This window comes from Glutamicibacter nicotianae (genome assembly GCF_016907615.1).
Taxonomy (GTDB): Bacteria; Actinomycetota; Actinomycetes; order Actinomycetales; family Micrococcaceae; genus Glutamicibacter; species Glutamicibacter nicotianae.
Genome location: NZ_JAFBCH010000001.1, coordinates 589841 through 612344, shown reverse-complemented (window position 1 = coordinate 612344; position 22504 = coordinate 589841). Strand labels below are relative to the sequence as shown.

The following is a 22504-nucleotide window of genomic DNA, read 5'->3' as shown; positions in this document are numbered from 1 at the left end:
TTCCGGCGAGCGCTTACCCCTCGGACTCGGCCACCGCGCGCTGCCCATGAACGCCGGCCTGCGCCGAGCCACCCAGGAGCACCGCGGACAGGACGATCACCAGCAACGTCACGGCACCAGAGATCACGATGATCGTGCGGGCGGGGCCCACGAGCAGTCCCGGGGTGCCGGTCAGGTAGCCCAGGGCAACCATGATGTTGATGAGCATCCGCAGCTGGGCCCAGGCAGCGCCATGGCGGCTTTCCGGCACATGCTCGTAGATGGCAGTGCGCACACCGGTGTTGTGCAGCCCGTTGCCCAGACCGCCGGCCAGGAACACCATCGCCAAGCCGACCGCGCTGGCCCAGAGCCCTTCGATGAGGATCGCTGCACCCACCAGCCCGCCACCGAGCAAAATCGGCAGGGAACTTCTGGCACCGAAGCGCCGATTGCCTCCCAACAGTGAACCGAGCACCGCGCCGACGGACCATGCACCGAGCAACACCGCATATCCCGTGTCGCTATCGGTGATCTCGCGCAGGTAGAACACCCCCGCAACCCCTTCCGCTGCCGTAAACAGGACGATCGCCGCCACTGGCAGCAGCAGGATCCGCAGTCGCGGATTGCCCGTCAGTACGACTCCGCGATCCGCTATCGCGCCTTCGGGAACATGGTCAGGTCTTGGCCGTTCGTCCTGCCCGTCAGCTGCCAGCGAGCGCGACAGGACAACGGCTGCCATGGCCAATCCCAAAAATCCTGCAGCCGCGCACCACAGCACCGCACCGCCCCCGCCTTCGCGTGTGCGATCGACGCGAGCGCCGGCGCAATAATCCCGGCCAGGGAGGTAGCCACGACAAGGAAACTGCTGGCACGGGCAAGGGTGAAGCCTCCGCGGATGCGCGGAATGATCTTGAAGACCACCGCACCGTTAATCACCGCGCAAACGCTGGCCACGGACATCAGGGCAAGACTCAGGAGGATACTGGAGAAAATAGCCATCACCGCAAGAATCGCGATATGCACGACAAGATTCAGGATCCACACCCGGAACAGGGCAGCGCCGTCAACCCACCGCCCGATGGCCGAAGCGGCAAGGATCGGCGGAACCAGGCCAATCAGGAATAATGCTGTTACGCCCCAGGACCCCAGCTGGTCCGCGGATTCAAGGGTCAAGGCAAAGAGCGCCATCCCCTCACCGAGCATGGACAGCAGCGTAATCACGCAGAACAGGACGCAACGCACCGACGACCGCACCTGCACCCCTCGCACATGCCGCATGGACCTGAAGGTTCTATCCTTTAGGTAGGAGGAACCACCTCCAAGGACATCGCACATCCAAGGAGTCTCGTGAAAATTTTACTGGTCAGTTGCGGAGATGTCGCCACCGAGGCAGGCCTGCGCTTCCAGCAGCAGGGTCATCGCGTCACCGCTTGGCGGCGCAACAGCAGCAAGCTGCCCGCCGGATTCGACGGGCACAGCGTGGATCTGCTCGATGCGTCCCAGTGGCCAAGCATTGATCCCGGCACCGAGATCGCCGTGCTCACCCCTGTACCAGCAACCCGCGATGCCGAGGGCTACACGCGCAGCTATCTGCAGGTCGCCCAGGAACTGGTTTCCCGGCTGGAAACCCAATGCCCCGCTCTTCGCCGGCTGATCTATATCTCTTCCACCGCGGTCATGGGCGGCGGCAACGGAGAACTCGTCGACGAATCAGCACCACTGGCACCATCCACCCCCACCGCGAAGGTTCTTGCGCAAACCGAGGAGACGCTCGCCGGAAGCGGCCTGCCGGTCACCATCCTGCGGGCCTCCGGGATCTACGGTCCGGGCCGCACGCGCTTGATTGACCAAGTCCGCGCGGGCACCGCTCAACTGCCAACGCAGTCCCACTGGACCAACCGCATCCACCGCGATGATCTGGCAGCGGCGATTGTCCACGTCGCCGGGCTGGCCGAGCATGCTGCCGGCCTCTACCTTGCCAGCGACAGCACCCCCACCCAGTTGGGCGAGATCTACCAGTTCCTGGCCAAGGAACTTGATCTTCCGGAGCCGGACATGGCGGGGCAGGCCCCAGCTCGAAGGGCCGCCGACCGCAGGCTCGATAATGCCAGGTTGCTCGCCAGCGGGTTTGAACTGCAGTATCCGGGATATGCCGAGGGCTACCGCGCGATCCTTGCCGGGGCATCCACCCGGCACCCCTAGAGCGCGAAAAGGACAGCAATAAATGTAAACCGGCTTGCGGCGCATCCGAACGATGGGCCGCAAGCCGGTTCTCTTCATTTCATTCCGGGTGTGGACAGAAACGCCTAGAAACCCTTGCGCAACGGGTTGAAGTGCCGGGCAATGCCAGGAACCTGCTGGCCGGCAATCTGGGCGGCCAGGATCTTGCCAGTCAGCGGACCAAGGGCAACGCCCCACATGCCGTGGCCGCCACCGACCGAAACCCGCGACGATGCGGTCTGGCCGATCAAAGGCAGGCCGTCGGCGGTGCATGGGCGTCCACCCACCCATTCCTCCTTGCGGTTCTCCCAGTTGATGCCCTTGTAGACCGGGGTCGCGGTGGCAACGATGGCTTCGATGCGCTTCGGCTCCAGCTTGTGGTTGGCGTCGCGGAACTCCATGGTTCCGGCGATGCGGAAGCGATCGCCCAGCGGGGTGCAGGCAACGCGCTGGGTTGGGAAGTAGATCGGATGCGTTGGCATGTCCTCTGGCTCAACGGTGAACGAGTAGCCGCGGCCCGCCTGGACCACGACGTTCACGCCGAACTTGCTGGCCATGTCGGTCATCCACGCGCCGGTTGCCAGCACCACGTGATCGGCAGTGATTGCACGACCTTCGGAGCCGATGACGGTGACCGAGCCGCCGTTGTCGCGCACGTCGGTGACATTGAACGCGCCAATGATGTCGCCTCCGCGGGCAATCACGGACTCGGCCAGCGAATCCATGAACTTCGGCGGGTTGATGTAGCGCTGGTTCTTGATGGCCACACCGGCAGCGACCTTACTGGACAAGGTCGGTTCAATGCCGCGCAGCTCATCGCCGGTGAGCAATGCGTAGTCGACGTTGCCGCCGGTCTTCTCGATCATTTCAAATTCATGGAGCAGCGCATCACGGTCGCTGAGCGAGGTGAAACCGGTCAAGAATGGATCAGCGGGCTTAGTCAGCTCCTGCACGCCAGGTCCTGCTGTGGTCGACTGCGCGATTTCGTCAAAGGCATCCAGACCGGTTGCACCGATTTCCGAGAAGACCCGCATGGCTTCTTCCCACTTCTTCGGGGTCGAGTGCCATGCGAAGCCGATGAGGAAGCGCAGCAGTTTGGCATCGGCTTTCAGCGGGATGTAGAGCGGCGATGCAGGATCAAGCATCATCTTCAGGCCGTTCTTGAAAATCGACGGCTCGGCAATAGGCAGGGTCAGGGCCGGGGTCAACCAGCCGGCATTGCCCCAAGAGGATCCGGATGCGACTCCGCCACGGTCCACAACGGTGACTTTAATGCCCGCTTCCTGCAGATACCATGCGGTCGACAGTCCAACAAAGCCGGCGCCTACAACAACGACATGATCTGGCACGTTTCCTCCAGCCATGATCCACTCTCCTAGCATTTCGACGGGCTCTCCACACGAGCCCGCGTTTGTTCACTGTCGCGCGATCCCCAGGGAAAATCAACGCGTGCTGACGATTCCACGGTGAGCGCCACCACAGTGGCGCCAAGTTCGCTCTTTTTGCGGAAAATTCCGGCTTATACCGAACTTCCAACAAAGTCTTGGCCGCGAATGACAACTTTCCCCATTGACCGCGTCACCAATGGCCATCTGGAACTTCTGTCGAATCACGTCCTGCGTAGACTGGAGGCAAGCGAATGACCAACCCTGACGATCAGCCATTTCTAAGGAACCGCACCACACTTATGGCCTCACGTAAACCAGCAAAGAAGAAGCCTGCCCAGGGCCACCCAGCCCGCCGTACCGGCGCCAGCAACGTGCCTTTCGAGTCGGAAGTGCGCCAAGCCCTTCAGCCATTCAAGTCCTCGCTCTTCCGCCACTTCCATGAAGAGGGCCAATCCGCCAGCGAGACCCGTGCAGCATTGGAAGGCCTGACCACCCTGCTGACCGTTCATGCCCAGCTGCGCAAAAGCGTTGACGTCAAAACCCTGGATCCGACGATTCTGGGCGAGCAGCTCGGCCACCTGACCTCGCTGGGCAAGGAAGTTTCGGAAGCCAGCGCTGCGATCCTCAAGCATTACTTGACCTTCCTGGGCACGACCGCTAATTTCGGCGGAAGCGTGGATGAGTTCAAGCAGACCTTCGAATTCCTTTCCCGCATGGCCGGGGATTCTCCGATCGTAGCCCCGTACCTCGAAGATGACGAGGCCAACGGCAGCCTCGAAGCGATGCCTTTTGTTTTTGCGGCTCGCGAATTGATCGACTGGGTTGGCGAAGGCAAGCCAACGACCCCTGCTGGAGTGCTCACCGGCGAGACGCTGCAGGATGCAGCCGGCGCACTTGGCTTATTCGTCAAGGTAGATGAGTCAGCCGGCATTCCAGAGGATTCCCAGTGGGAGCCGGAAGACGGCACGATTGTTTCATCGCTGGCCGACGTTCCACGCCTGTCGGCATATTGGGATGCCTTGATTGGCACGGCCATGCTGCGCTACGAGGCACCGAACGCGACCCCCACGGAGTCGCTCAGCGATGCACTGCTGGCATCCAGCGGGCAAGGCGCACGCCTGGTCAAGGAGCTGATTGCCGAGGTTCTCTATTCGCATATCCTGATCAACACCTTGGAGGAGCCGGGCAAGGCGCAGATCGCCGAGATGGTAGCCGGCGTATTGAGCAATGCCGCATCATCAACCCCGCCGCGTGCCGAGTTTGCGTTGCAGGTTCCAACCGAAGAAGACCTGCCCGCCGAGCAGCATCACCTGATTGCCAGCCTCGAAGAGGTGGTCCCTCAGGTCGAGTCGCTGCTGCGGGTTTTCGAACGCGAAGGCCTTGTCGAGATCAACGACGAGATCACGGTTCCCGTTGTCTTGCGTTCTTCGCTGGAACGCGCGCTGGCCAAGGTTTCGGATCACGTATTGAAGGGCACTGAAGAAGCACCGGATCCTCAGGCTTAGGGCTCCAAAAAACGATGAAGGTGCGGGAACGATCACGTTCCCGCACCTTCATCGTTGAAGCATCGATCAGATGCTGCGCGTCGCCAACTCGGCATCGTGCCGTGGCAGGCGATCAAACCATGGGTTCTCGCCCGGCTTGCCAACATTGACGATCAGGAAGGACTTGTGGTTGTTGTCTGCGTTAATCGCGGCATCTACCGCGTTGCTGTCAAAGCCTCCCATCGGGCCAGCTGCCAGACCAACTGCGCGGACGGCCATGATGAAGTAGCCAGCCTGCAGCCACGCATTATTGCTACCCACTGCGGTGCGGACTCCAGCGTCCTGGAACATCTCCTTGCGTTCCGGAGCATGGGGGAAGAAATTCGCGAATTCCTCGTGCCACTCGGTATCGAAAGATAGGACAGCCAAGGCAGGTGCCGAAAGCGCCTTCGCGGCATTGCTTCCGGGCATGGTGCTCGCTACTGCCTGACGCGCTTCAGGACTCTTGATCCAGGTGATGCGCAACGGTTGGTTGTTCATCATGGTCGGGCCCATTTTCATGGCCTCATAGATTGCGTCCAGCACGTCGTCGGTCACCGGTTCATCACTGAACGAATTGGCGCTGCGGGCTTCGAAGAACAGCTGATCTGCGGCTGCCTGGCCGATAGCCATCGATTCATAAAGGTTGGTTTCTGCCTGAACGCTCATGCGCACTCGCTTTCAAGACGGGAAGTTCTCTCCCTAGGCACAACGCCACGTCGTTCAAGCCAATTCCAAGCTAAGATGTGAGTCAGCGCACAGAACTGTGGGCTGGAGTTAAGTTATAAAAGGTACGTTGCATTACTGACAGACAGCGGCGTGCGATGGGGGCACAGCGCCGATGAAAGATCAGTCCGTTTACGCAATGCAACGTACCTTTTAATCACCCTTGGATCCTCAGTGATGCCACTCGCAAAACACCACCGAGTACCTTCTCGGTGATCGGTCTTCACCGATACATGTCTAACTTATCGCGTCCTGCAAAATTCCGAAATCATACTTTAGTAGGAGGGCAGGAATCAGAATGGGATACTTGCGCGCAGCGCCCAAACGCCATTGTCGGAACTGGTTGCAAACTTTCCACCGAATGCCCGCATCCTGTCACCCATGCCAATCAGCCCTGTCCCGCCCTCCGGCAGCCCAGTCGACTTTTTGCCTGAATTCTCCATCTGATTAGTAATTTCCAGAACAGCTTCAGCTCCGACGACCGTGAGGTTGAAAGTGCACTTCGCGCCTAAAGCCCCGTGCTTTATCACATTCGTTGTACCTTCTTGCATGACCCGATAAATCGCAGCCTGGGCAGAACGAGGCAATTCGGAAATTTTCTCATCCGTGGTGGAGCTCACCTTGAATTTTGCATCCTTTAGCCTTTGGACAAAAAGTTCTACACCCTGAAGCGCATAAACAGTTGTAGCAGCCGGCTTGTCATTGCTGCGTGACAATGAATCAGCCATGGTTCCGTCAGCCCTCAGGACATTGAGCATTAGGCGCAGGTCATGCAAGGTTTCAGTACTCAGCTTGGCGATGATATCGAGCGCTTCGAGAGCCTTCTGCCCATCGTTGGCGAATTTCGCAGCTTTCGACTGCATGGCCACTACCGTAATGTCATGCGCGACAATGTCGTGCAGGTCGCGTGCGATATTCTTTCGCTCCCGGTCGACAGCAAGACGAGTCTGTTCTTCGACGGTTTGCATTTGCTGTTGCGCAACAGCGTTCTTCTCGCGCAAAAGGTAGATGCTTCGCGTCACGACATAGGCCATGGCTGCCAAGGGCACAATCGCGATCAGAAGCACAGCGTCGTTATGCGCTTGGAAGGCGAATTGCACGGCCCACGCCAGGCAGAGGGTCAAGTAGGCGGCGCGGATGCTGCGCGCCGAAGCAGTGGCCGCCAATGCTGAAAACGCCATGAAGGACACGATGGCCCAGAAGAACATCACGCCATCAGCCAGGAAGAAGAATGCCACGGCAACGAACAGGCCCAGAGAGGCAGCGGTCCAGCGCAGTCCTAGGAAGAGGATGACGCAGAGCCCAAGGCCCACCAGGGTGCCTCGAACGGAACGGTCCGTCGAATCTGCCAGGCCATCTTGCAGTAGGGTGATGACCTCGCTGCTGGACACGGCCAGCAGCACTACGATCCCTACCCAGACAATGACACCCCGGCCAGCGAAAAGCCTGGCCAGGGTGCCTTTGAGTCGTTCATTCATATGCCGAATGATTCACGGCGATGTCAGTCAAGTCAAATGGCGATGCCTTAGGGGCAGGCCACTCCATAGTTCCGGCAGAACCAATCAGCAAAATCCGTGCCCCAACCAGCAGGCGTGGCAACCGAACCGCCGTTAATGGCCGATGCCGGAGCAGCGGAGGCCGGAGCAGCAACCACTGCTACAGGCGACAGTGCCAATGCGGCGATTGCCAGCATTTTAAGACCTTTCATAACAAACTCCCATCACGTCTGCTTATATACTTTCAGGTGAGCAGGACGTTGCAGGGACTTCGCCATCGATCAAAGGAATCAAATGGAAAAGATCAAGGTTCTTATCGTCGATGATGAACCCCTTATTCGTCATGCGTTGGGCACAATCCTAGCAACAGATAGCGGAATTGTAACGGTTAATTCTGTTGAAAATGGGCGGGCCGCCGTTGAGTATTGCAAGGACCATCAAATAGACGTTGTGCTCATGGATTTGCAGATGCCAATTATGGATGGAGTTAGTGCTACTAAAGCCATCAAATCCGTTGAAGACAGCCCATCAGTGCTTGCTATTACAGCCTTTTCTTCGGATGAGTATCTGGTTCCTGTTCTGACCGCTGGGGCCAGTGGGTACTTGGTCAAGGATTCTGAACCGGATGAAATTATCCGCGCGGTTCATGCCGTTCATCAAGGAACGGCAGCCATTTCCCCGTCGGTTTCTTCCGATCTCGTTTCTGCCGTTCGCGAGGCTTACCGCGACAATTCCCAGGACATTCAAGACCTTGCTTACGACCTGGGAATCACCAATCGGGAATTCGAAATTTTAAAGCTCTTGGCCCGAGGGCTAAACAACACCGAGATTTCAAGAACTCTGGCTATTTCCGAGACAACAGTTAAAACCCACATGGCCAAGATTTTCGTTAAGCTGGATGTTCGCGACAGGGTCCAGGCATTGGTTGCCGCCGCCCGCATGGGTCTCATCGAAATCCCGAAGGACTAGCCGCTGGCTGCCTGCTATTTGAGTGAGGTCAACCACTTTGGCACCTCGCCCGCTTGGTCCGGGAATATTTGCGCGCCGTATGCGTTGAACATGAGCATAGACCGCTCAAGTTTCTATTAGGAGGCTCACTTGCCAGCATTCTTCGGCGCACCGTCAGATGGCTCGTTTGAGGAATTCCTCTCTCGGTTCCTGTCGTCGCGAGCCCAAGCTGCGCGCCCCATCGACATCACGCGTCTGCTTTCTGCCCGTACCCACGAAGCGGTAGCCACCGCGGCAGCGATTTCCCAAGAGCACGGCCATGACGAGATCGATTCGCTGCATCTGCTGATGGCTCTGCTGCGCACCGAACCAGTTGGCGAGCACCTGACCGCCATGGGAATCGACATCGAGGCTTTGAGTGCCGACGCCATCGCACGCATGCCCAAGGCACAGGAGCGGGACGAGAAGCCGTCCCGCCTCTCGTCGGCAGCCCAGCGCAGCCTCTTTGACGCCTATCAGGTTGCCCGCAACTACGGCTCGACCTACATCGACCCGGATCACCTTTTCCTGGCCTTCGTCTTCAATCCGGAATCGCCGGTCAGCCAGCTCTTGGCCCAGCATGGCGTCACCGGACAGTCGCTGCAGCAAGCTGCCATGGAGCAGGCCCAGCGGGGCAGCAATGATGCCCAGAACCAGAACGATGCCGAGTCCGACGTGTCCATGCTCGAACGCTACGGAACCGATCTGACCTTGCTGGCAGCAGACGGCCAGATCGATCCGGTGATCGGCCGCAAAGAGGAACTGGACCAGGTAATCGAGATCCTGGCCCGCCGCACTAAGAACAACCCAGTGCTGATCGGCGAGGCCGGCGTGGGCAAGACCGCCATTGCCGAAGGCCTGGCCCGAGCCATCATCGACGACGAGGTTCCAGCGCAGCTGCGCAATGCGGCCCTGATCTCGGTGGACCTTCCGGGCATGCTCGCCGGCACCCGCTACCGCGGCGATTTCGAACAGCGACTGACCGGCCTGCTCGACGAAGTAGCCGCTGCCGAAGGCCAGGTGCTGCTGTTCATCGATGAGATGCACCTGCTGGTCGGTGCTGGTTCCGGCGAGTCCGGAAACATGGATGCCGCGAATATCCTCAAGCCGCGCCTGGCGCGCGGCGAGTTGCACATGATCGGCGCCACCACGCTGGATGAGTTCCGCAAGGTGGAGAAGGACAGCGCGCTGGCACGGCGCTTCGGCAAGGTCACTGTCGCCGAGCCCTCGGAGGAAACCGCGTTGGCCATCTTGGAAGGGCTGCGCGAATCCTACGAGGAGCACCACCAGGTGCAGTACACCCCCGAAGCGCTCAAGGCCGCAGTGACGCTCTCTGCCCGCTACCTGAGCGACCGGCAGCTTCCGGACAAGGCCATCGACCTGATCGACATCGCCGGCGCCCGCCGCTCCATCGCCGCGGGAGATGCCGAGGACGTTCAGTCCTTGCGCGCCGAATTGGTGGATGCCGAACGCGAGAAGTCGCGCGCCATCGGCGAGGAGCGTTTCGAGGAAGCTGGCGCATGGCGCGACCACATCGCGGAAATGACCGCGCGCATCAAGGCCGCCGAGGAATCCGGCGATGCCGAAGTGACCCGCGTGGTGGACGAAATGCAGATTTCGCAAGTGATCTCCCGCTCCACCGGCATTCCCACCTCGCGCATCTCGGGCGACGACAAGGCGCGGCTGGCATCGCTGGAAGATTCGCTGCATGCCTCGGTCATCGGCCAGCACGATGCCGTTGCCGCTGTGGCACGCGCCGTACGCCGAAACCGCACCGGAATGTCCCCGGCCGGCCGGCCGATCGGCTCGTTCCTGTTCCTGGGCCCAACCGGCGTTGGCAAGACCGAACTGGCCAAGGCCCTGGCCGCAAACCTGTTCGGCTCGGCTGATTCGCTGGTGCGCATCGACATGAGCGAATACGGGGAGAAGCACACCGTGGCACGCCTGATCGGTGCGCCTCCAGGCTACGTTGGCCACGACGAGCCCGGCCAGCTCACCGAGAAGATCCGCCGCAACCCGTACTCGGTCGTCCTGCTCGATGAAATCGAGAAGGCCCACCCGGACGTGTTCAATGTGCTGCTGCAGGTGCTCGATGACGGCCGGTTGACCGATTCGGCCGGCCGCACCGTCGATTTCTCCAACACGCTGATCCTCATGACCAGCAACCTCGGCGGAGAGTACCTGGCCAACAAGGCAGGGAACTTCGGCTTCACTTCCGCGAATGCGGCCGGCGAAAACGGCGAGATCCGCGCCAAGGTCATGGGCAAGGTCCGCGAGTTCATGCGTCCGGAGTTCCTGAACCGCCTGGACGAGGTGCTGCTGTTCTCCAAGCTCTCGCCATCGGAAATCGGCCAGATCGTCAAGCTGGTCATCGCTGAGACCGAGGCGCGGCTGGCAGACCAGGAGCTGAAGCTGGAGGTGAGCGACGCTGCCGTGCAGTGGCTGGCTGGCGAAGGCTACGATCCCGAGTTTGGCGCCCGCCCGCTGCGCCGGCTGGTGCAGCGCAAGGTACAAGATGCCATTGCGGACCTGCTGATCAGCGATGCGCTTGCCGCTGGCGATACTGTGTCGGTGGACTATGTCGCGGACAAGCTGAAGGTGCAGAAGAAAGTCGACCTGCCGACGCCACCTGCCCACAGCGAGCATGCGCCAAGCTACTTCGATAGCTGAGTCGGCGTCGCCAGTTGAGGCGCTGGTTTGGCTGGGACTGGAATCCCAGCCAAACCAGCGCCTTTTGCTTTTCCGCATTTGGCCTCGTCGACCCGCGGATTGCAGGCGGCCTCTAGCTAAGCGGAGAGACTGGCGGTACCTTTGTCAGCATGGCGAACATTGGAATGATTACCCTCGATGCCCTTGATGAACGGTCAGCGTCTGCCTGGTGGAGGGCGGTCTTGGGCGGGCAATATCTGGGCCAGTACCCGGGATTCACGATGATCAGCGTCCCTGGCTTCAGCGCGCGACTGGGGTTCCAGAAAGTCGATGAGGTAACCGCAGGCAAGAATCGCGTCCATCTGGATTTGGAAGCCGGCTCGAGCCGTGAACAGGAAGTCGCCCGTTTCGTTGCCGCCGGCGCAACCCGCGTTGAGGACCACACCGACGATCCCTCTTTCGGCTGGACCATACTGCGTGATCCCTACGGCATCGTCTTTTGCGTTTCAGACCCGCACGAGGATTGACGCCATGTCGCTGTTCGCCAGAAAAACATCAGAAGCCTCAACGCACCGGGTGCACAGCCATTTTGCCCAGCCAATGACCGAACGGCTGCGCAAAGACCATGAGGCGGGCCTGATCGATACGCTGCTGCCTGCATGCAATTCTTCCGGGTCCATCACCAACGCCAAGTCCACGCTGGACGCTGCCGAAGAACCGATCTCCAGCGACATTGAACTCGAAGTGACCACTTCCGATCCGAAGAAGGTGTTTGCCAAGCTACTCTCTTCGCTCACCGAGAGCGGGCTCGGGCGGGGATCCTGGTTAGCCATCAATGACCAGCGCACCGACGTAGGCGACAGCGAGTACGTTTTGCTGAGAACCAGGCTCGCAGACGAATCGGATGCGCATCTGGAGCCAACCGTCAGGGCCCTGCAGCATGCCTTGGGCGACGGCAGCATCGGTTGGCACGAGGATGTCTACTACCGTCACGATGGCCCGGTATTCGTCTATAACGGCAACTCCGCCCAGGCCATTATCCATACCTTGGAAGCAGAACTGGTCAAGCATCCGTTGCTTAGCAAGGCCGAAATCGTTCCGGTTTCCCCTCAGCAGTAAAAGGACTCGATGGAACTCTGTACCACCAAGGTGCCTTCCGGGGAAGAAGTGCTCTCGCTCTACAACTCGGTCGGCTGGAGCGCTTACACAGACCAGCCAGAGGTGCTTTTCGAAGGCCTGAAGAATTCAGCCTGCGCGATCTATGCCTACGATGACGAACACCAGCTCGTCGGTCTTGTGCGTGTGGTCTCCGATAACGCCACCATCTGCTATGTCCAGGACATCCTGGTGCGCCCGTCTGCGCATCGCTCCGGCGTAGGCCGCGCTTTGTTCTCCGCCGTTCAAGCGAAGTATGAGCATGTTCGCCAGCTGGTCCTGATCACCGATGACAAACCCGGGCAACGGGCTTTCTACGAATCCATGGGACTCACCGAGGGGTCGGACTTCCGTCCCGGCGTCATCCGGCTCTTCGCCAAATTCTCTTAACAGATCGCTCCTCGTGGCCTGGCCTATATAGACTGGCCGTTCATCACTTGTGTGGAGTTATTCATGCGCGCCAGGTCGGTGATTGCCCTATCATCGTTGGCTTTGCTTGCAGCAGGGTGCAGCGCCGCTCCTGAGCAAGCAGCGCCCGCTGATTCGACGGTATCTGCGGTCGCTGAATCCAGTCCAGCTGCGAAACCCACGGCAGCATTTAGTGAAACTGCTGAATCTGCTGAAACCAGTCCTGCTACCGTCGCTGAAGCCGAGGCCAACGTTAATTCAGGACAAGCCTGGGCAGATTCCAAGATTGAGATGTGGAAAGAAAACTCCGGTATCAAGTCCACAAAAGGGTTTTTGTATCCCTACAATCTAATGGCTTCTTGGGAGTCTCCATCCCCCGGCGTCATCAATATCTTCTTGGACAACAGCATGGAATTTGGCACTCAAATGCCGCAAAGCTACGAAACCGATGAGGATGAGTTGCGCACAATGGGACTCATCATGTTCGAGAGCGTCGGCGAGGCTTCGCCAGAGCTCGAGTCCGTCACTTTCGCGACAGAGAATGGCAAGCATTCCGGAACTTACACGCGTGCACGAACCGGGGCTGATCCCAAGGATCGAAAAGCATGGGCCGAGGAAAAGTATGTGCAGTGGCTCGACTCCATGAATGATACGTACGAATCCTTCTGCCACAGCGAAATCACCGAGCTCGAGGTGTATCGCAATTGCTTGCCAACCGATCCGCATGGCTACGTTGAGAAGGTAGAGTCTCCTGCTTTCGGTGAACTCGTCGTCACCCTTGAAGACGGTCCATGGATCGATGGTGAATACGACATTCCCGCTTCAGTGTTCGTAGGTTCAAATATGAGTATCAGAATCAACCAAAAGGCCGCTCAAGGCGAGAAGGTCGAGAAACTGACCGTCATCGCCAGAAACGGTGCTGATACTCATACAGAGACGATCTCGACGGCCATTAATTAGTACGTCTGGTTTCCGGACAATCATCCGCCACCTATCGAGCCGATAGGCTGGAAACCATGACGCAGGAATTTTCCATCCCCTTTGACGAGATCGAGCTCAGTGCCCTCTGGGACCGTGCACAGAATGCGAAAGCTGTTGTGGTGCTCGCTCACGGTTCCGGTGCCGGCAAGGATCACGACTTCATGGCTGGCTTTGCGCTAGCCGTTGCGAATCTCGGTGCCAGCGTCCTGCGTTTCAACTTCCCCTACATGGATGCCGGAAAGAAGTTTCCCGACAAGGCTCCCGTTGCGGTTGCAGTTTGGCACCAAGTCCGCCGTTGGGTGGAAGAAGACCTTGCTGAGGGCCTGCCCATCTTCACTGCAGGAAAGTCCTTCGGCGGACGCATCGCCTCGCTTGCAGTTGCCGAGGGCATGCCATCGGCAGGCTTGATCTTCCTGGGTTACCCGTTGCATGCGCCGAAGAAGGAAGAGAAGCTGCGCGATGAGCACCTTTACCCGCTTGAAGTGCCGATGCTCTTCCTCGAAGGCACCCGTGATCCGTTTGCCAACCCCGAAAAGATGGAGAACGTGGTCAGCAAGCTGAACTCGCACAGCGAACTTTCATGGTTCGAAGGTGGCAACCATTCCTTCAAGGTCGCCCGTTCCGGCCGCACTGTCGCCCAGGACGGCGCATGGCTGGCCGAGGCTGCTCTCGACTTCATCGCCAAGCACGCCGCTTAGCCCAGCAGACCTAGTCCACCTGCTTTTCCAGGAATCGATAGACCTCGGTTTCATCCACGCCGGGAAAGGCACCGGTCGGCATGGCCGCCAGCAGGTGCGTATTGGCACGCGTTGCAGGCCACGCATTGCCGAACCATTGGCTGGACAGGTCGGCAGGTGGTCGGCGGCAGCAATTCTCGTCTGGGCAGGTGGACTGGCAGCGTTCCTTGGTATCGCGTCCCCGGAACCACTTCACGTGTTCAAAAGGCACGCCAATGGATAATGAATACAGCCCCGAAGAGTGGCGCTCGGTGCGTGCGGTGCACCAGAAGGTTCCATTGACGGTATCGGTGTACTGCTCGAAGGAGCGGAACTTGTCCATCTGCTCGAACACCACTCGGCTTGTCCAATAGCGGCAGATGGTCTGCCCTTCAATGGCACCGGTGTGGTCGGCCGGGAAATTCACCCGATCATTTTCATAGGCCTTGTGCAGAATGCCTGATTCGTGGACTTTCTGGAAGTGACAGGTCATTCCCAGATGCTCGGTGGCAAGGTTGGTGAAGCGGTGGGCCGCGGACTCATAGGACACGGCGAAGGCATCGCGCAGATCCTCGACGGCCAATTCACGATTGTCTTTGGCGCGCCGCAGGTACTCCACCGTGGACTTCTCCGGCATCATCAATGCCGCTGCAAAATAATTGGTCGCCACGCGCTGTGAGAGGAAATCGAAATAATCGGTTGGCGGCTTATGCCCCAATACATGATGCCCTAGCGCCTGCAACAGCACCGAGCGGGGATCATGTTCCGAGCGGTTGGTCTGGGTCAGGTAGATGCGCTTGTTCTTCTGATCAGTCACCGAACGCGTGGAATGCGGAAGATTGCCCACGAAACGCAGGCTGAATCCCAGATGCTCGGCAATATCCGCTGCTCGATGATGCGAGAGCGGGCCTGCATCGTGCCCAACTGCCGCGAGGACCTTGGCGGCTTCCTGCTCAATGTCCTTGTAGTAGTTATTGCGCTGGCGCATCTCATGGCGCAACGCAGTATTGGCCCGCCGCGCTTCCTCAGGGGTAGCGGCCTGCTCATTCAAACGGCGTTCCAATTCATTCTGCAAACCCACCAACGACTCGAGAACATCCATCGGCAGGCGTGCGCCAACGCGCACAGTCGGCAATCCCAAGGAAGCGTACAAGGGGCCGCGCTGGGCACGTTCCAATTCGATCTCCAAGGCAGCGCGTCGCGATGGCGGTTCGGTCCCCAGAAGATCATCGACGCCGACTCCCAAAGCGCCTGCCAAGGATTTGAGCAAAGAGAGCTTCGGTTCGCGCTTTCCGTTTTCAATCAACGACAGTTGGCTCGGCGCGGTATCGACCAGGGCCGAAACATCATCCAAGGTCAGTTGCTTGCTTTTGCGCAGAAAACGGATTCTCCGGCCTAGGGCGATGGAGTCGAGTTCCGTATCTTCGCTGCCAGCGTCGTTGCCCGCTGAGTTCACTGAGCGATTCCATGTGGTTGCAGTCACATATCAAGATTAGGCCAAAGACGGGGAAATTTACCAGATCTTCCTGCTTTTGACGGTAATTCTTTGACCCATCCTGAGTTCTGCATCAAAACTTTCCAGTTCTTCTTTCATGCCGGGACGAGCTTCTCTCATCAAACACACAGCCGTTCTGCGGAATCATCGTTGCCGCACACACGTTGAAACTTCAAAGACGCTTTCCGAGGAGCAGCATGCACGCAATTTCCACCAGCCCGCTACCCGTCACGAGCCCTGCCCACGACCCACCCCAAACATTGGTCATCGTCGGAACCGATGGCGCAGGCAAGAGCACCAGCATCGATGCCCTGGTGCATCAGTTGCGCAACGAACGCATTCAAGCACGCAAGCTCGCAAACGTCGCCGCCCGAAGCTGGCTGACCAAATTCTCCCGCGCGGCGGGAATCACCTTCCCGACGTTCACCCAGGATTTCCTCGAAACGTCCATCCGCTGCTTCAACGTTGCACGCAACACGTTCATTGCCGCGCATTCCCCCGGGCTCAGTGTGATGGATCGCCACCTTTATTGCCAGCTGGTGCTGCGGCGCCTGCGTGGACATCCTGACGGATTGCTCCTGCCCTGGCTTGCCCGGAAAAGTACCGAGGAGGCGAGAATTGTCCTGCTCGATGTGGATCCCCACCTTGCCTTCAAGCGAATCAATACCCGCGGCACAGATGAAGAAAGCTTGGAGTACCTTGAAGCGAGCCGAGCTGAATACCTCCGCCTGGCGCAACATCATGGCTGGATCATCCTTGATGCCTCGATACCCACACCTCAATTGGTTGAACAGCTTCGCATGATCGCCGGCAAGTAGACTCATCCTATGAGCGAAGCACAGGCATCTCTAGCACCAGGTTCCATCCTCGAATTGGCGCAGAGCACCAAGAAGCAGTGGGAGCTGGGCCAGGTCCGGCTCATTGCCAGCGGCACCTTGGCGCAAGACGGAACTTTGCATCCCAGCAGCCTGCACGAAGCCACCTGGCAGCTGTCGATTCGTTCCATAGAGAAAGCCGCAAGCTTCACACCGGCGCTTTCGGCTCAAGTATTCACCTTGATCGCCGGCGACTTCGCGCAACTGGAAGTTGATGGGCACCAGCACGGACTGGAACCGCTGCGTCCCCTGAAGTTCGACACCGGCAATCCCGTCGAGGCGAGCCAGCCCACCGAGGAATTGCTCATCGTCCACGTGGCTGCCGAACCGGCGCAGGTGCGGGCCACCGTTCGCATTGTGGAACTGTCCAAGAAACGCGAGCAGTACCTCTTTGACGGGCAGCTGGGCATCTTGGTTCAAGGTTCTGCCAAGCTCTTGCTCGGCGACAACGAACAGCAGCTGAATCTGCGCGACACCGTCGTAGGCTCCGATGCCGCTGAACCACGCATCTCTGGCCGCGGTTTCATGGCCGTAGCCTCTTTCGACCAGCCTTAGCCTATTCCGGCGCTCGCCTCCGTTTTCGCAAGATCCGTAGATCTTCGCGCCCCGCCATTCGCAGTTCCGGCCAGCGATGCCCGTGCATAACAGCAATCCCGGTCGTTCACCTGGCAGCGACCGCGACCCGTCCGAAACTCGGACATTTCACGTTTCCTGGCTCGTTTCACGGCGACCTAATGGGCGAGCCAGCACCTGCGGATTACCGGAAATGCCAGCTCAGCGGCGATTCGCGGGCTTCTGCGAAGGTCCGTTTTGAGAGGCCCTTCACCCTTCAGCTGCCCGAGGTTTGAGTTAAATTTCATTCTTCTTCGCAGCCGAATCGGTCACTTTCACTAATTTTCCATGTTTTGGCTCACAAGCACCGCAAGAACACAAAAATTTTCATTTTCGCGAAGAACCGCAAATCTTAATTCAAAAAACCTCTGGTGAACCCCTTGCCCCTGCGGAAAAGTAGTTGTCACGAAGAAGTTCACAAGATCACCTTCCGATCAACATGAACCCGCAGCTTGTGCGAAGGAGCCAAGGCAATGACTACCGAGAACACCAACGAAACCTCGATCGACAACCGCATCGCAGCCATCGAAACCGACTGGGAAAACAACCCCCGCTGGGCCGGCGTCACCCGCGATTACAGCGCCGCAGACGTTGTAAAGCTCCAGGGCCGGGTCCAGGAAGAGCACACCCTGGCCAAGCGCGGATCCGAGAAGCTGTGGAAGCAGCTCACCGAGGAAACCCCTACCGGCGGCTACACCAACGCATTGGGCGCACTGACCGGCAACCAGGCAGTGCAGCAGGTCAAAGCCGGCCTGCGAGCCATCTATCTTTCGGGCTGGCAGGTGGCAGCAGATGCCAACCTCTCGGGCCAGACCTACCCGGACCAGTCGCTGTACCCGGCGAACTCGGTGCCGCAGGTTGTCCGCCGCATCAACAACGCCTTGCAGCGTGCCGACCAGATCGAATTCTCCGAAGGCATCCAGACCGTCGAGGACTGGATGGTCCCGATCGTCGCCGACGCGGAAGCCGGCTTCGGCGGCCCGCTGAACGCCTACGAGCTGATGAAATCCATGATCACCGCCGGCGCCTCGGGCGTCCACTGGGAAGACCAGCTGGCATCCGAAAAGAAGTGCGGCCACCTCGGCGGCAAGGTGCTGATCCCGACCCAGCAGCACATCCGCACCCTGAACGCAGCCCGCCTGGCTGCCGATGTGGCTGGCACCCCTTCGGTGGTCATCGCCCGCACCGACGCCGAAGCGGCAACACTGATCACCTCGGATGTCGACGAGCGCGACCAGGAATTCATCACCGGCGAGCGCACCCCCGAAGGCTTCTACAAGGTCCGCAACGGCATCGAGCCATGCATCGCCCGCGCCAAGGCCTACGCACCGTATTCGGATCTGATCTGGATGGAAACCGGCACCCCTGACCTGGAGCTGGCCCGCAAGTTCGCCGAAGCGGTCAAGAAGGACTTCCCGGACCAGATGCTTTCCTACAACTGCTCGCCATCGTTCAACTGGAAGAAGCACCTGGACGACGCAACCATCGCCAAGTTCCAGCGCGAACTCGGTGCCATGGGCTTCAGCTTCCAGTTCATCACCCTGGCCGGCTTCCACGCATTGAACCACTCGATGTTCGACCTGGCCCAGGGCTACGCGAAGGACGGCATGAGCGCCTATGTCGAGCTGCAGGAACGCGAATTCGCCTCCGAGGCCGCCGGCTACACCGCCACCAAGCACCAGCGCGAAGTCGGCACCGGCTACTTCGATGCAATCTCCACGGCGCTGAATCCCAACGCCTCCACCCTGGCCCTAGTGGGATCCACCGAAGAAGGCCAATTCCATTAGACCCTGATGGGTCGATGGTGCTAGCCGGCAAAGGCGCCGGCTAGCACCAACACCATTTACAAGTTTTTAAGGACGCTGCCATGAACTCCCCCATCACCCTGAACAACATCACCATTACCGCTACCCCCGTTCGCTACCAGGAGCAGATCCTGACCAGCGAAGCCCTGGACTTCCTTTCGGCCCTGCACACCGCATTCGAACCGCGCCGTGCCGAACTGATGCAGCGCCGCCAGGTCAACCGGGCCCGCATTGCCAACGGCCGCGATCCGAAATTCCTGGACGAGACCCGCGCAATCCGCGATGATGAATCATGGCAGGTGGCCCCGATTGCACCGGGGCTGGAAGACCGCCGGGTGGAAATCACCGGCCCGATCGAACGCAAGATGGCCATCAACGCGCTGAACTCCGGCGCCAAGGTCTGGCTGGCCGACATGGAGGACGCATCCTCGCCGACCTGGCAAAACGTCATCAAGAACCAGGTCAACCTGATCCGCGTGCTGGATCAGGAACTGGACTTCACCGCACCTGATGGCCGCGAGTACAAGCTGAACACCTACGACTTGAAGCAGCTCCCGACCATCGTGGTCCGCCCTCGCGGCTGGCACCTGCCGGAGAAGCACCTGCTGGTTGCCGGCACCCCGATGTCCGGTGCGCTGGTGGACTTCGGACTGCACTTCTTCCACAACGCCAAGCGCCTGCTGGCCGCCGGACGCGGTCCGTACTACTACCTGCCGAAGCTGGAGAACCACCTGGAGGCGCGGTTGTGGAACGACGTGTTCAACCTGGCCCAGGACCTGATGGATATCGATCGCGGCACCATCCGTGCCACCGTGCTGATCGAGACCATCACCGCAGCCTTCGAGATGGAGGAAATCCTCTACGAGCTGCGCGAGCACTCCTCGGGGCTGAATGCAGGACGCTGGGACTACATCTTCTCGATCATCAAGAACTTCCGTTCCCGCGGACCGCGCTTCGTCTTCCCGGATCGCGACACCGTCACCATGACCGCACCGTTCATGCGGGCCTACACCGAGCAGCTGGTGCGTGCATGCCACCGCCGCGGCGCTTCGGCCATTGGCGGGATGAGCGCTTTCGTTCCGAACCGCAAGGACGCCTCGATCAACGAGATGGCCTTCGGCAAGGTCCGCGAGGACAAGGCCCGCGAAGCCGCTGACGGCTTCGACGGCTCCTGGGTGGCCCATCCGGACCTGGTGCCGGTGGCCCGCGAGGTGTACGACGAGGTGCTGGGCGAGAACCCCAACCAGTTGCAGCGCACCCGCGAAGATGTGGAGGTGTCGGGTGCTGCCCTGCTGAACGTGGAAAGCGTGACCGGCAAGATCACCGAACGCGGCATCCGCGACAATATCGAGATCGGCATCCGCTACATCGAGTCCTGGCTGCGCGGCAATGGCGCGGTGGCCCTGCGCAACCTGATGGAAGATGCCGCCACCGCGGAGATCTCCCGTTCGCAGCTGTGGCAGTGGATCCACCAGTCGGCAATCACCGACGAGGGCGAGATCATCACCCGCCGCTGGGTGCAGGAACTGACGGAGGAAACCATGGATTCCCTGGAGCGCTTCGAAGGCGACCGTTTCGAGGAAGCCGTGGAGATCTTCGAGGCTTGCGCACTGCGCGACGACTTCCCGACCTTCCTGACCAAGAACGCCTACCTGCGCTACCTGGACGCACCAGCGCGCACCTTGGAAATGGCAGGCTAGGCAACCGCCAGACCTGGCCGGCAAGAAACAGTCGTCCCTGAACACCGGCCGCGGGAAACGGCATTCATCAGTTGGTAGCCACTCCAACTGGTGAATGCCGTTTTTCGTGCGCAAAAGTGGATACGCTTTACCCATGGCCTTCCAGTTCAAGAACCCGGCCGAGGACCTGTGGCAGCCAGACCTGCTTGGCGAGGATTTCTCGCAACGGCCGCTGCCGATGTCCGATGGTTCCACCGCGACTCTGGTCAGGCACCGTCCGCGCAGATCGCTGCGCTGGCCGCCTCCGTTGCGCGGAATCGCGGTGCTCTATGTGCATGGCTGGTCCGACTACTTCTTCCAGTCCGAGCTGGCCAAGTTCCTTTCCGAAGCCGGCGCGGATTTCTACGCCCTGGACCTGCGCCACTATGGGCGGAACCTGCCCGTGGACCGGGCCACGGGCATCGCCGAGCACAGCAGCCCCGGCTTCACCACCGATCTGGAAGAGTACTTCGAGGAGTTCGACGCGGCCCATCGGATCATTTCCAGCGCGCATCCGGGAACCCGCTTCGTGTTGCTCGCTCATTCCACCGGCGGGCTCAGCGCATCGCTGTATGCGGCAGCCAACCCGCAGAAGGTCGATGCGCTGGCGTTGAACAGCCCGTGGCTGGAATTCCAGGCCAGCGAGATCGGGCGCACCGCGTTGGCCCGGATCGTCCAGGCTGCCAGCAACCGGAACCCGCACCGCCTGTTGCCCACCGTGGACCCCGGATTCTACACCCGCACGGTCTCCAGCCAGTTCTCCGGGGAATGGGACTACGACCTGGGCTGGCGTCCAGCCAACGGCTTCAAGCTCACCGCAGGTTTCATTTCTGCGGTCTTCGCAGCGCAAGCCAAGGTGAAGAAGGGCTTGGACCTGCAAATCCCCACGCTGGTGATGCTCTCGGCGGAAGACTACCTGCTGCCCCGCTGGCATGACACCGCTACCCGTGCCGATGTGGCGCTGAATGTGCAGGTCGTCGCCCAGCGCAGCATTGACCTGGGCCGGGAACTGCATCTGGTGCGTCTGCCCGGCGCGCTGCACGACGTGTTCCTCTCGTCGCCGAAGATCCGCTCCAAGGCCTACATGGCGCTGGGTTCATGGCTGGCGGTGGTCAAGAACCGCCAACGGGATTCGCAGCTGGCCTCCGCAATCCGCCGGATCCTTCCTTCCGGCAGCTAGCATGGCCTAGCCCGCTACCCGGTTGGGTACCTGGTCGTTGACCAGTTCCAGCCGCCAGGACCCGGACTCATTGCCAATGATTGCTACCGAGCCATTGCGGATGGTATCCAGCTTGTAGCCGGCGAAGTGCGAGAGCGTGTAGCGGATAATGGTACCGTGGCAGATCACCGCGACGTTCTTGCCAGGGTAGTCGGCGGCAATCTGCTCGATGGCGCGCAATCCTCGTTCGACCACCGAATCCAGCGGCTCGATTCCGCCGCCGCGCTTATCCGGCCAAAGAGCCAGCGCCTCGGTTTCCACCATGCCCTCGCCCTGCGCGTAGTCGCGCTCGATCAGCAAGTCATAGCCCGGGCCCAATTCAAGACCAAGCCCGTCGGCGATGATCTGCGCGGTCTCGCGCGCACGGGACAGCGGCGAGGAGACAATGGCATCCCACTGGCCGGGCTCCAGCACGGAGACGGCCTCGCGGGCCTGGGCGCGCCCGGTGTCGTTCAAAGGGATGTCGCTGGAACCCTGCAAGCGGCCTTCGAGATTCCATTGCGTCTGTCCGTGGCGGACGAATCCAAGTTTCATGAGCTCCATTCTTCCACC

General features: G+C 60.0%; 21 protein-coding genes. 14 read left to right on the top strand and 7 right to left on the bottom strand.

Annotated elements, in window-relative coordinates:
- Positions 1 to 13 precede the first annotated feature (13 nt).
- Together JOE62_RS03065 and JOE62_RS03060 are read right to left on the bottom strand one after the other, a co-directional pair.
- Positions 14 to 718 (bottom strand): MFS transporter, encoded by a 705-nt coding sequence (locus tag JOE62_RS03065; protein WP_204720239.1) that lies wholly within the window; start codon positions 716 to 718, stop codon positions 14 to 16.
- Positions 631 to 1200 carry an MFS transporter gene (locus JOE62_RS03060; protein WP_204720237.1) on the bottom strand — a complete coding sequence of 190 codons (570 nt, stop codon included), beginning with the start codon at positions 1198 to 1200 and terminating at the stop codon, positions 631 to 633. Before JOE62_RS03060 ends, JOE62_RS03065 begins: the two co-directional genes overlap by 88 nt.
- 126 nt (positions 1201 to 1326) lie before the next feature.
- Between JOE62_RS03060 and JOE62_RS03055 the strand changes: the two genes are divergently transcribed.
- Positions 1327 to 2181 carry an NAD-dependent epimerase/dehydratase family protein gene (locus JOE62_RS03055; RefSeq protein ID WP_204720235.1) on the top strand — a complete coding sequence of 285 codons (855 nt, stop codon included), beginning with the start codon at positions 1327 to 1329 and terminating at the stop codon, positions 2179 to 2181.
- Positions 2182 to 2285: 104 nt separating this feature from the next.
- Here the strand turns inward: JOE62_RS03055 and JOE62_RS03050 are convergent, their stop codons facing one another.
- Positions 2286 to 3563, bottom strand: a complete 1278-nt coding sequence (locus tag JOE62_RS03050) for an NAD(P)/FAD-dependent oxidoreductase (RefSeq protein WP_239543160.1) — start codon at positions 3561 to 3563, stop codon at positions 2286 to 2288.
- 323 nt (positions 3564 to 3886) lie between these two features.
- On the opposite strand from JOE62_RS03050, the gene JOE62_RS03045 reads away from it, so the two are divergent.
- Positions 3887 to 5092: a hypothetical protein gene (locus tag JOE62_RS03045; protein WP_204720231.1), complete on the top strand. Its 1206-nt coding sequence runs from the start codon at positions 3887 to 3889 to the stop codon at positions 5090 to 5092.
- 66 nt (positions 5093 to 5158) lie between these two features.
- Here the strand turns inward: JOE62_RS03045 and JOE62_RS03040 are convergent, their stop codons facing one another.
- Together JOE62_RS03040 and JOE62_RS03035 are read right to left on the bottom strand one after the other, a co-directional pair.
- The gene (locus JOE62_RS03040) at positions 5159 to 5779 is read right to left on the bottom strand and encodes a malonic semialdehyde reductase (RefSeq protein ID WP_204720229.1); all 621 of its coding nucleotides are present in this window, start codon (positions 5777 to 5779) and stop codon (positions 5159 to 5161) included.
- A 350-nt stretch (positions 5780 to 6129) separates the two neighbouring features.
- A complete protein-coding gene (locus JOE62_RS03035) occupies positions 6130 to 7314 on the bottom strand; it encodes a sensor histidine kinase (RefSeq protein ID WP_204720228.1) in 1185 nt (394 codons plus the stop codon).
- A 312-nt stretch (positions 7315 to 7626) separates the two neighbouring features.
- On the opposite strand from JOE62_RS03035, the gene JOE62_RS03030 reads away from it, so the two are divergent.
- From JOE62_RS03030 to JOE62_RS03000, 7 genes are all read left to right on the top strand, one after another.
- Entirely contained in the window at positions 7627 to 8301 is a 675-nt protein-coding gene (locus JOE62_RS03030; protein ID WP_204720226.1) for a response regulator, read from the top strand.
- Between the two features lie 129 nt (positions 8302 to 8430).
- Positions 8431 to 10989 (top strand): ATP-dependent Clp protease ATP-binding subunit, encoded by a 2559-nt coding sequence (locus tag JOE62_RS03025; protein WP_204720224.1) that lies wholly within the window; start codon positions 8431 to 8433, stop codon positions 10987 to 10989.
- Positions 10990 to 11138: 149 nt separating this feature from the next.
- Positions 11139 to 11495, top strand: coding sequence for a VOC family protein (locus JOE62_RS03020; RefSeq protein WP_038992519.1), 357 nt, complete (start codon positions 11139 to 11141; stop codon positions 11493 to 11495).
- 4 nt (positions 11496 to 11499) lie between these two features.
- Positions 11500 to 12087 (top strand): hypothetical protein, encoded by a 588-nt coding sequence (locus JOE62_RS03015; RefSeq protein WP_204720222.1) that lies wholly within the window; start codon positions 11500 to 11502, stop codon positions 12085 to 12087.
- 9 nt (positions 12088 to 12096) lie between these two features.
- Complete coding sequence (locus JOE62_RS03010) at positions 12097 to 12513, top strand: GNAT family N-acetyltransferase (RefSeq protein ID WP_204720221.1); 417 nt, start codon at positions 12097 to 12099, stop codon at positions 12511 to 12513.
- A 63-nt stretch (positions 12514 to 12576) separates the two neighbouring features.
- The gene (locus tag JOE62_RS03005; protein ID WP_204720219.1) at positions 12577 to 13491 is read left to right on the top strand and encodes a hypothetical protein; all 915 of its coding nucleotides are present in this window, start codon (positions 12577 to 12579) and stop codon (positions 13489 to 13491) included.
- Positions 13492 to 13547: 56 nt separating this feature from the next.
- Positions 13548 to 14210, top strand: coding sequence for an alpha/beta hydrolase family protein (locus JOE62_RS03000; protein ID WP_121866035.1), 663 nt, complete (start codon positions 13548 to 13550; stop codon positions 14208 to 14210).
- Positions 14211 to 14220: 10 nt separating this feature from the next.
- Here the strand turns inward: JOE62_RS03000 and JOE62_RS02995 are convergent, their stop codons facing one another.
- A complete protein-coding gene (locus JOE62_RS02995) occupies positions 14221 to 15684 on the bottom strand; it encodes a helix-turn-helix transcriptional regulator (RefSeq protein ID WP_174787673.1) in 1464 nt (487 codons plus the stop codon).
- Positions 15685 to 15920: 236 nt separating this feature from the next.
- On the opposite strand from JOE62_RS02995, the gene JOE62_RS02990 reads away from it, so the two are divergent.
- The 5 genes from JOE62_RS02990 to JOE62_RS02970 all read left to right on the top strand — a co-directional run bounded on the left by JOE62_RS02990 (position 15921) and on the right by JOE62_RS02970 (position 21913).
- Positions 15921 to 16541: an AAA family ATPase gene (locus JOE62_RS02990; protein WP_204720217.1), complete on the top strand. Its 621-nt coding sequence runs from the start codon at positions 15921 to 15923 to the stop codon at positions 16539 to 16541.
- Positions 16542 to 16550: 9 nt separating this feature from the next.
- Positions 16551 to 17153: a HutD family protein gene (locus tag JOE62_RS02985; protein WP_204720215.1), complete on the top strand. Its 603-nt coding sequence runs from the start codon at positions 16551 to 16553 to the stop codon at positions 17151 to 17153.
- Positions 17154 to 17683: 530 nt separating this feature from the next.
- Positions 17684 to 18997, top strand: a complete 1314-nt coding sequence (aceA, locus tag JOE62_RS02980) for an isocitrate lyase (protein WP_038993781.1) — start codon at positions 17684 to 17686, stop codon at positions 18995 to 18997.
- Between the two features lie 80 nt (positions 18998 to 19077).
- Positions 19078 to 20715 carry a malate synthase A gene (gene aceB, locus JOE62_RS02975; RefSeq protein ID WP_121866031.1) on the top strand — a complete coding sequence of 546 codons (1638 nt, stop codon included), beginning with the start codon at positions 19078 to 19080 and terminating at the stop codon, positions 20713 to 20715.
- Positions 20716 to 20848: 133 nt separating this feature from the next.
- Positions 20849 to 21913, top strand: coding sequence for an alpha/beta hydrolase (locus tag JOE62_RS02970; RefSeq protein WP_204720213.1), 1065 nt, complete (start codon positions 20849 to 20851; stop codon positions 21911 to 21913).
- A gap of 6 nt (positions 21914 to 21919) precedes the next feature.
- Here the strand turns inward: JOE62_RS02970 and JOE62_RS02965 are convergent, their stop codons facing one another.
- A complete protein-coding gene (locus JOE62_RS02965) occupies positions 21920 to 22486 on the bottom strand; it encodes a histidine phosphatase family protein (RefSeq protein ID WP_204720211.1) in 567 nt (188 codons plus the stop codon).
- Between the last annotated feature and the right edge of the window lie 18 nt (positions 22487 to 22504).

What these genes read in the sequence shown, in the direction of transcription:
- JOE62_RS03065 (WP_204720239.1), bottom strand. Translation starts at nt 718, where the DNA reads ATGGCAGCCGTTGTCCTGTCGCGCTCGCTGGCAGCTGACGGGCAGGAC.
- JOE62_RS03050 (WP_239543160.1), bottom strand. Translation starts at nt 3,563, where the DNA reads ATGGCTGGAGGAAACGTGCCAGATCATGTCGTTGTTGTAGGCGCCGGC.
- JOE62_RS03045 (WP_204720231.1), top strand. Translation starts at nt 3,887, where the DNA reads ATGGCCTCACGTAAACCAGCAAAGAAGAAGCCTGCCCAGGGCCACCCA.
- JOE62_RS03040 (WP_204720229.1), bottom strand. Translation starts at nt 5,779, where the DNA reads ATGAGCGTTCAGGCAGAAACCAACCTTTATGAATCGATGGCTATCGGC.
- JOE62_RS03035 (WP_204720228.1), bottom strand. Translation starts at nt 7,314, where the DNA reads ATGAATGAACGACTCAAAGGCACCCTGGCCAGGCTTTTCGCTGGCCGG.
- JOE62_RS03030 (WP_204720226.1), top strand. Translation starts at nt 7,627, where the DNA reads ATGGAAAAGATCAAGGTTCTTATCGTCGATGATGAACCCCTTATTCGT.
- JOE62_RS03020 (WP_038992519.1), top strand. Translation starts at nt 11,139, where the DNA reads ATGGCGAACATTGGAATGATTACCCTCGATGCCCTTGATGAACGGTCA.
- JOE62_RS03015 (WP_204720222.1), top strand. Translation starts at nt 11,500, where the DNA reads ATGTCGCTGTTCGCCAGAAAAACATCAGAAGCCTCAACGCACCGGGTG.
- JOE62_RS03010 (WP_204720221.1), top strand. Translation starts at nt 12,097, where the DNA reads ATGGAACTCTGTACCACCAAGGTGCCTTCCGGGGAAGAAGTGCTCTCG.
- JOE62_RS03005 (WP_204720219.1), top strand. Translation starts at nt 12,577, where the DNA reads ATGCGCGCCAGGTCGGTGATTGCCCTATCATCGTTGGCTTTGCTTGCA.
- JOE62_RS03000 (WP_121866035.1), top strand. Translation starts at nt 13,548, where the DNA reads ATGACGCAGGAATTTTCCATCCCCTTTGACGAGATCGAGCTCAGTGCC.
- JOE62_RS02990 (WP_204720217.1), top strand. Translation starts at nt 15,921, where the DNA reads ATGCACGCAATTTCCACCAGCCCGCTACCCGTCACGAGCCCTGCCCAC.
- JOE62_RS02985 (WP_204720215.1), top strand. Translation starts at nt 16,551, where the DNA reads ATGAGCGAAGCACAGGCATCTCTAGCACCAGGTTCCATCCTCGAATTG.
- aceA (WP_038993781.1), top strand. Translation starts at nt 17,684, where the DNA reads ATGACTACCGAGAACACCAACGAAACCTCGATCGACAACCGCATCGCA.
- aceB (WP_121866031.1), top strand. Translation starts at nt 19,078, where the DNA reads ATGAACTCCCCCATCACCCTGAACAACATCACCATTACCGCTACCCCC.
- JOE62_RS02970 (WP_204720213.1), top strand. Translation starts at nt 20,849, where the DNA reads ATGGCCTTCCAGTTCAAGAACCCGGCCGAGGACCTGTGGCAGCCAGAC.
- JOE62_RS02965 (WP_204720211.1), bottom strand. Translation starts at nt 22,486, where the DNA reads ATGAAACTTGGATTCGTCCGCCACGGACAGACGCAATGGAATCTCGAA.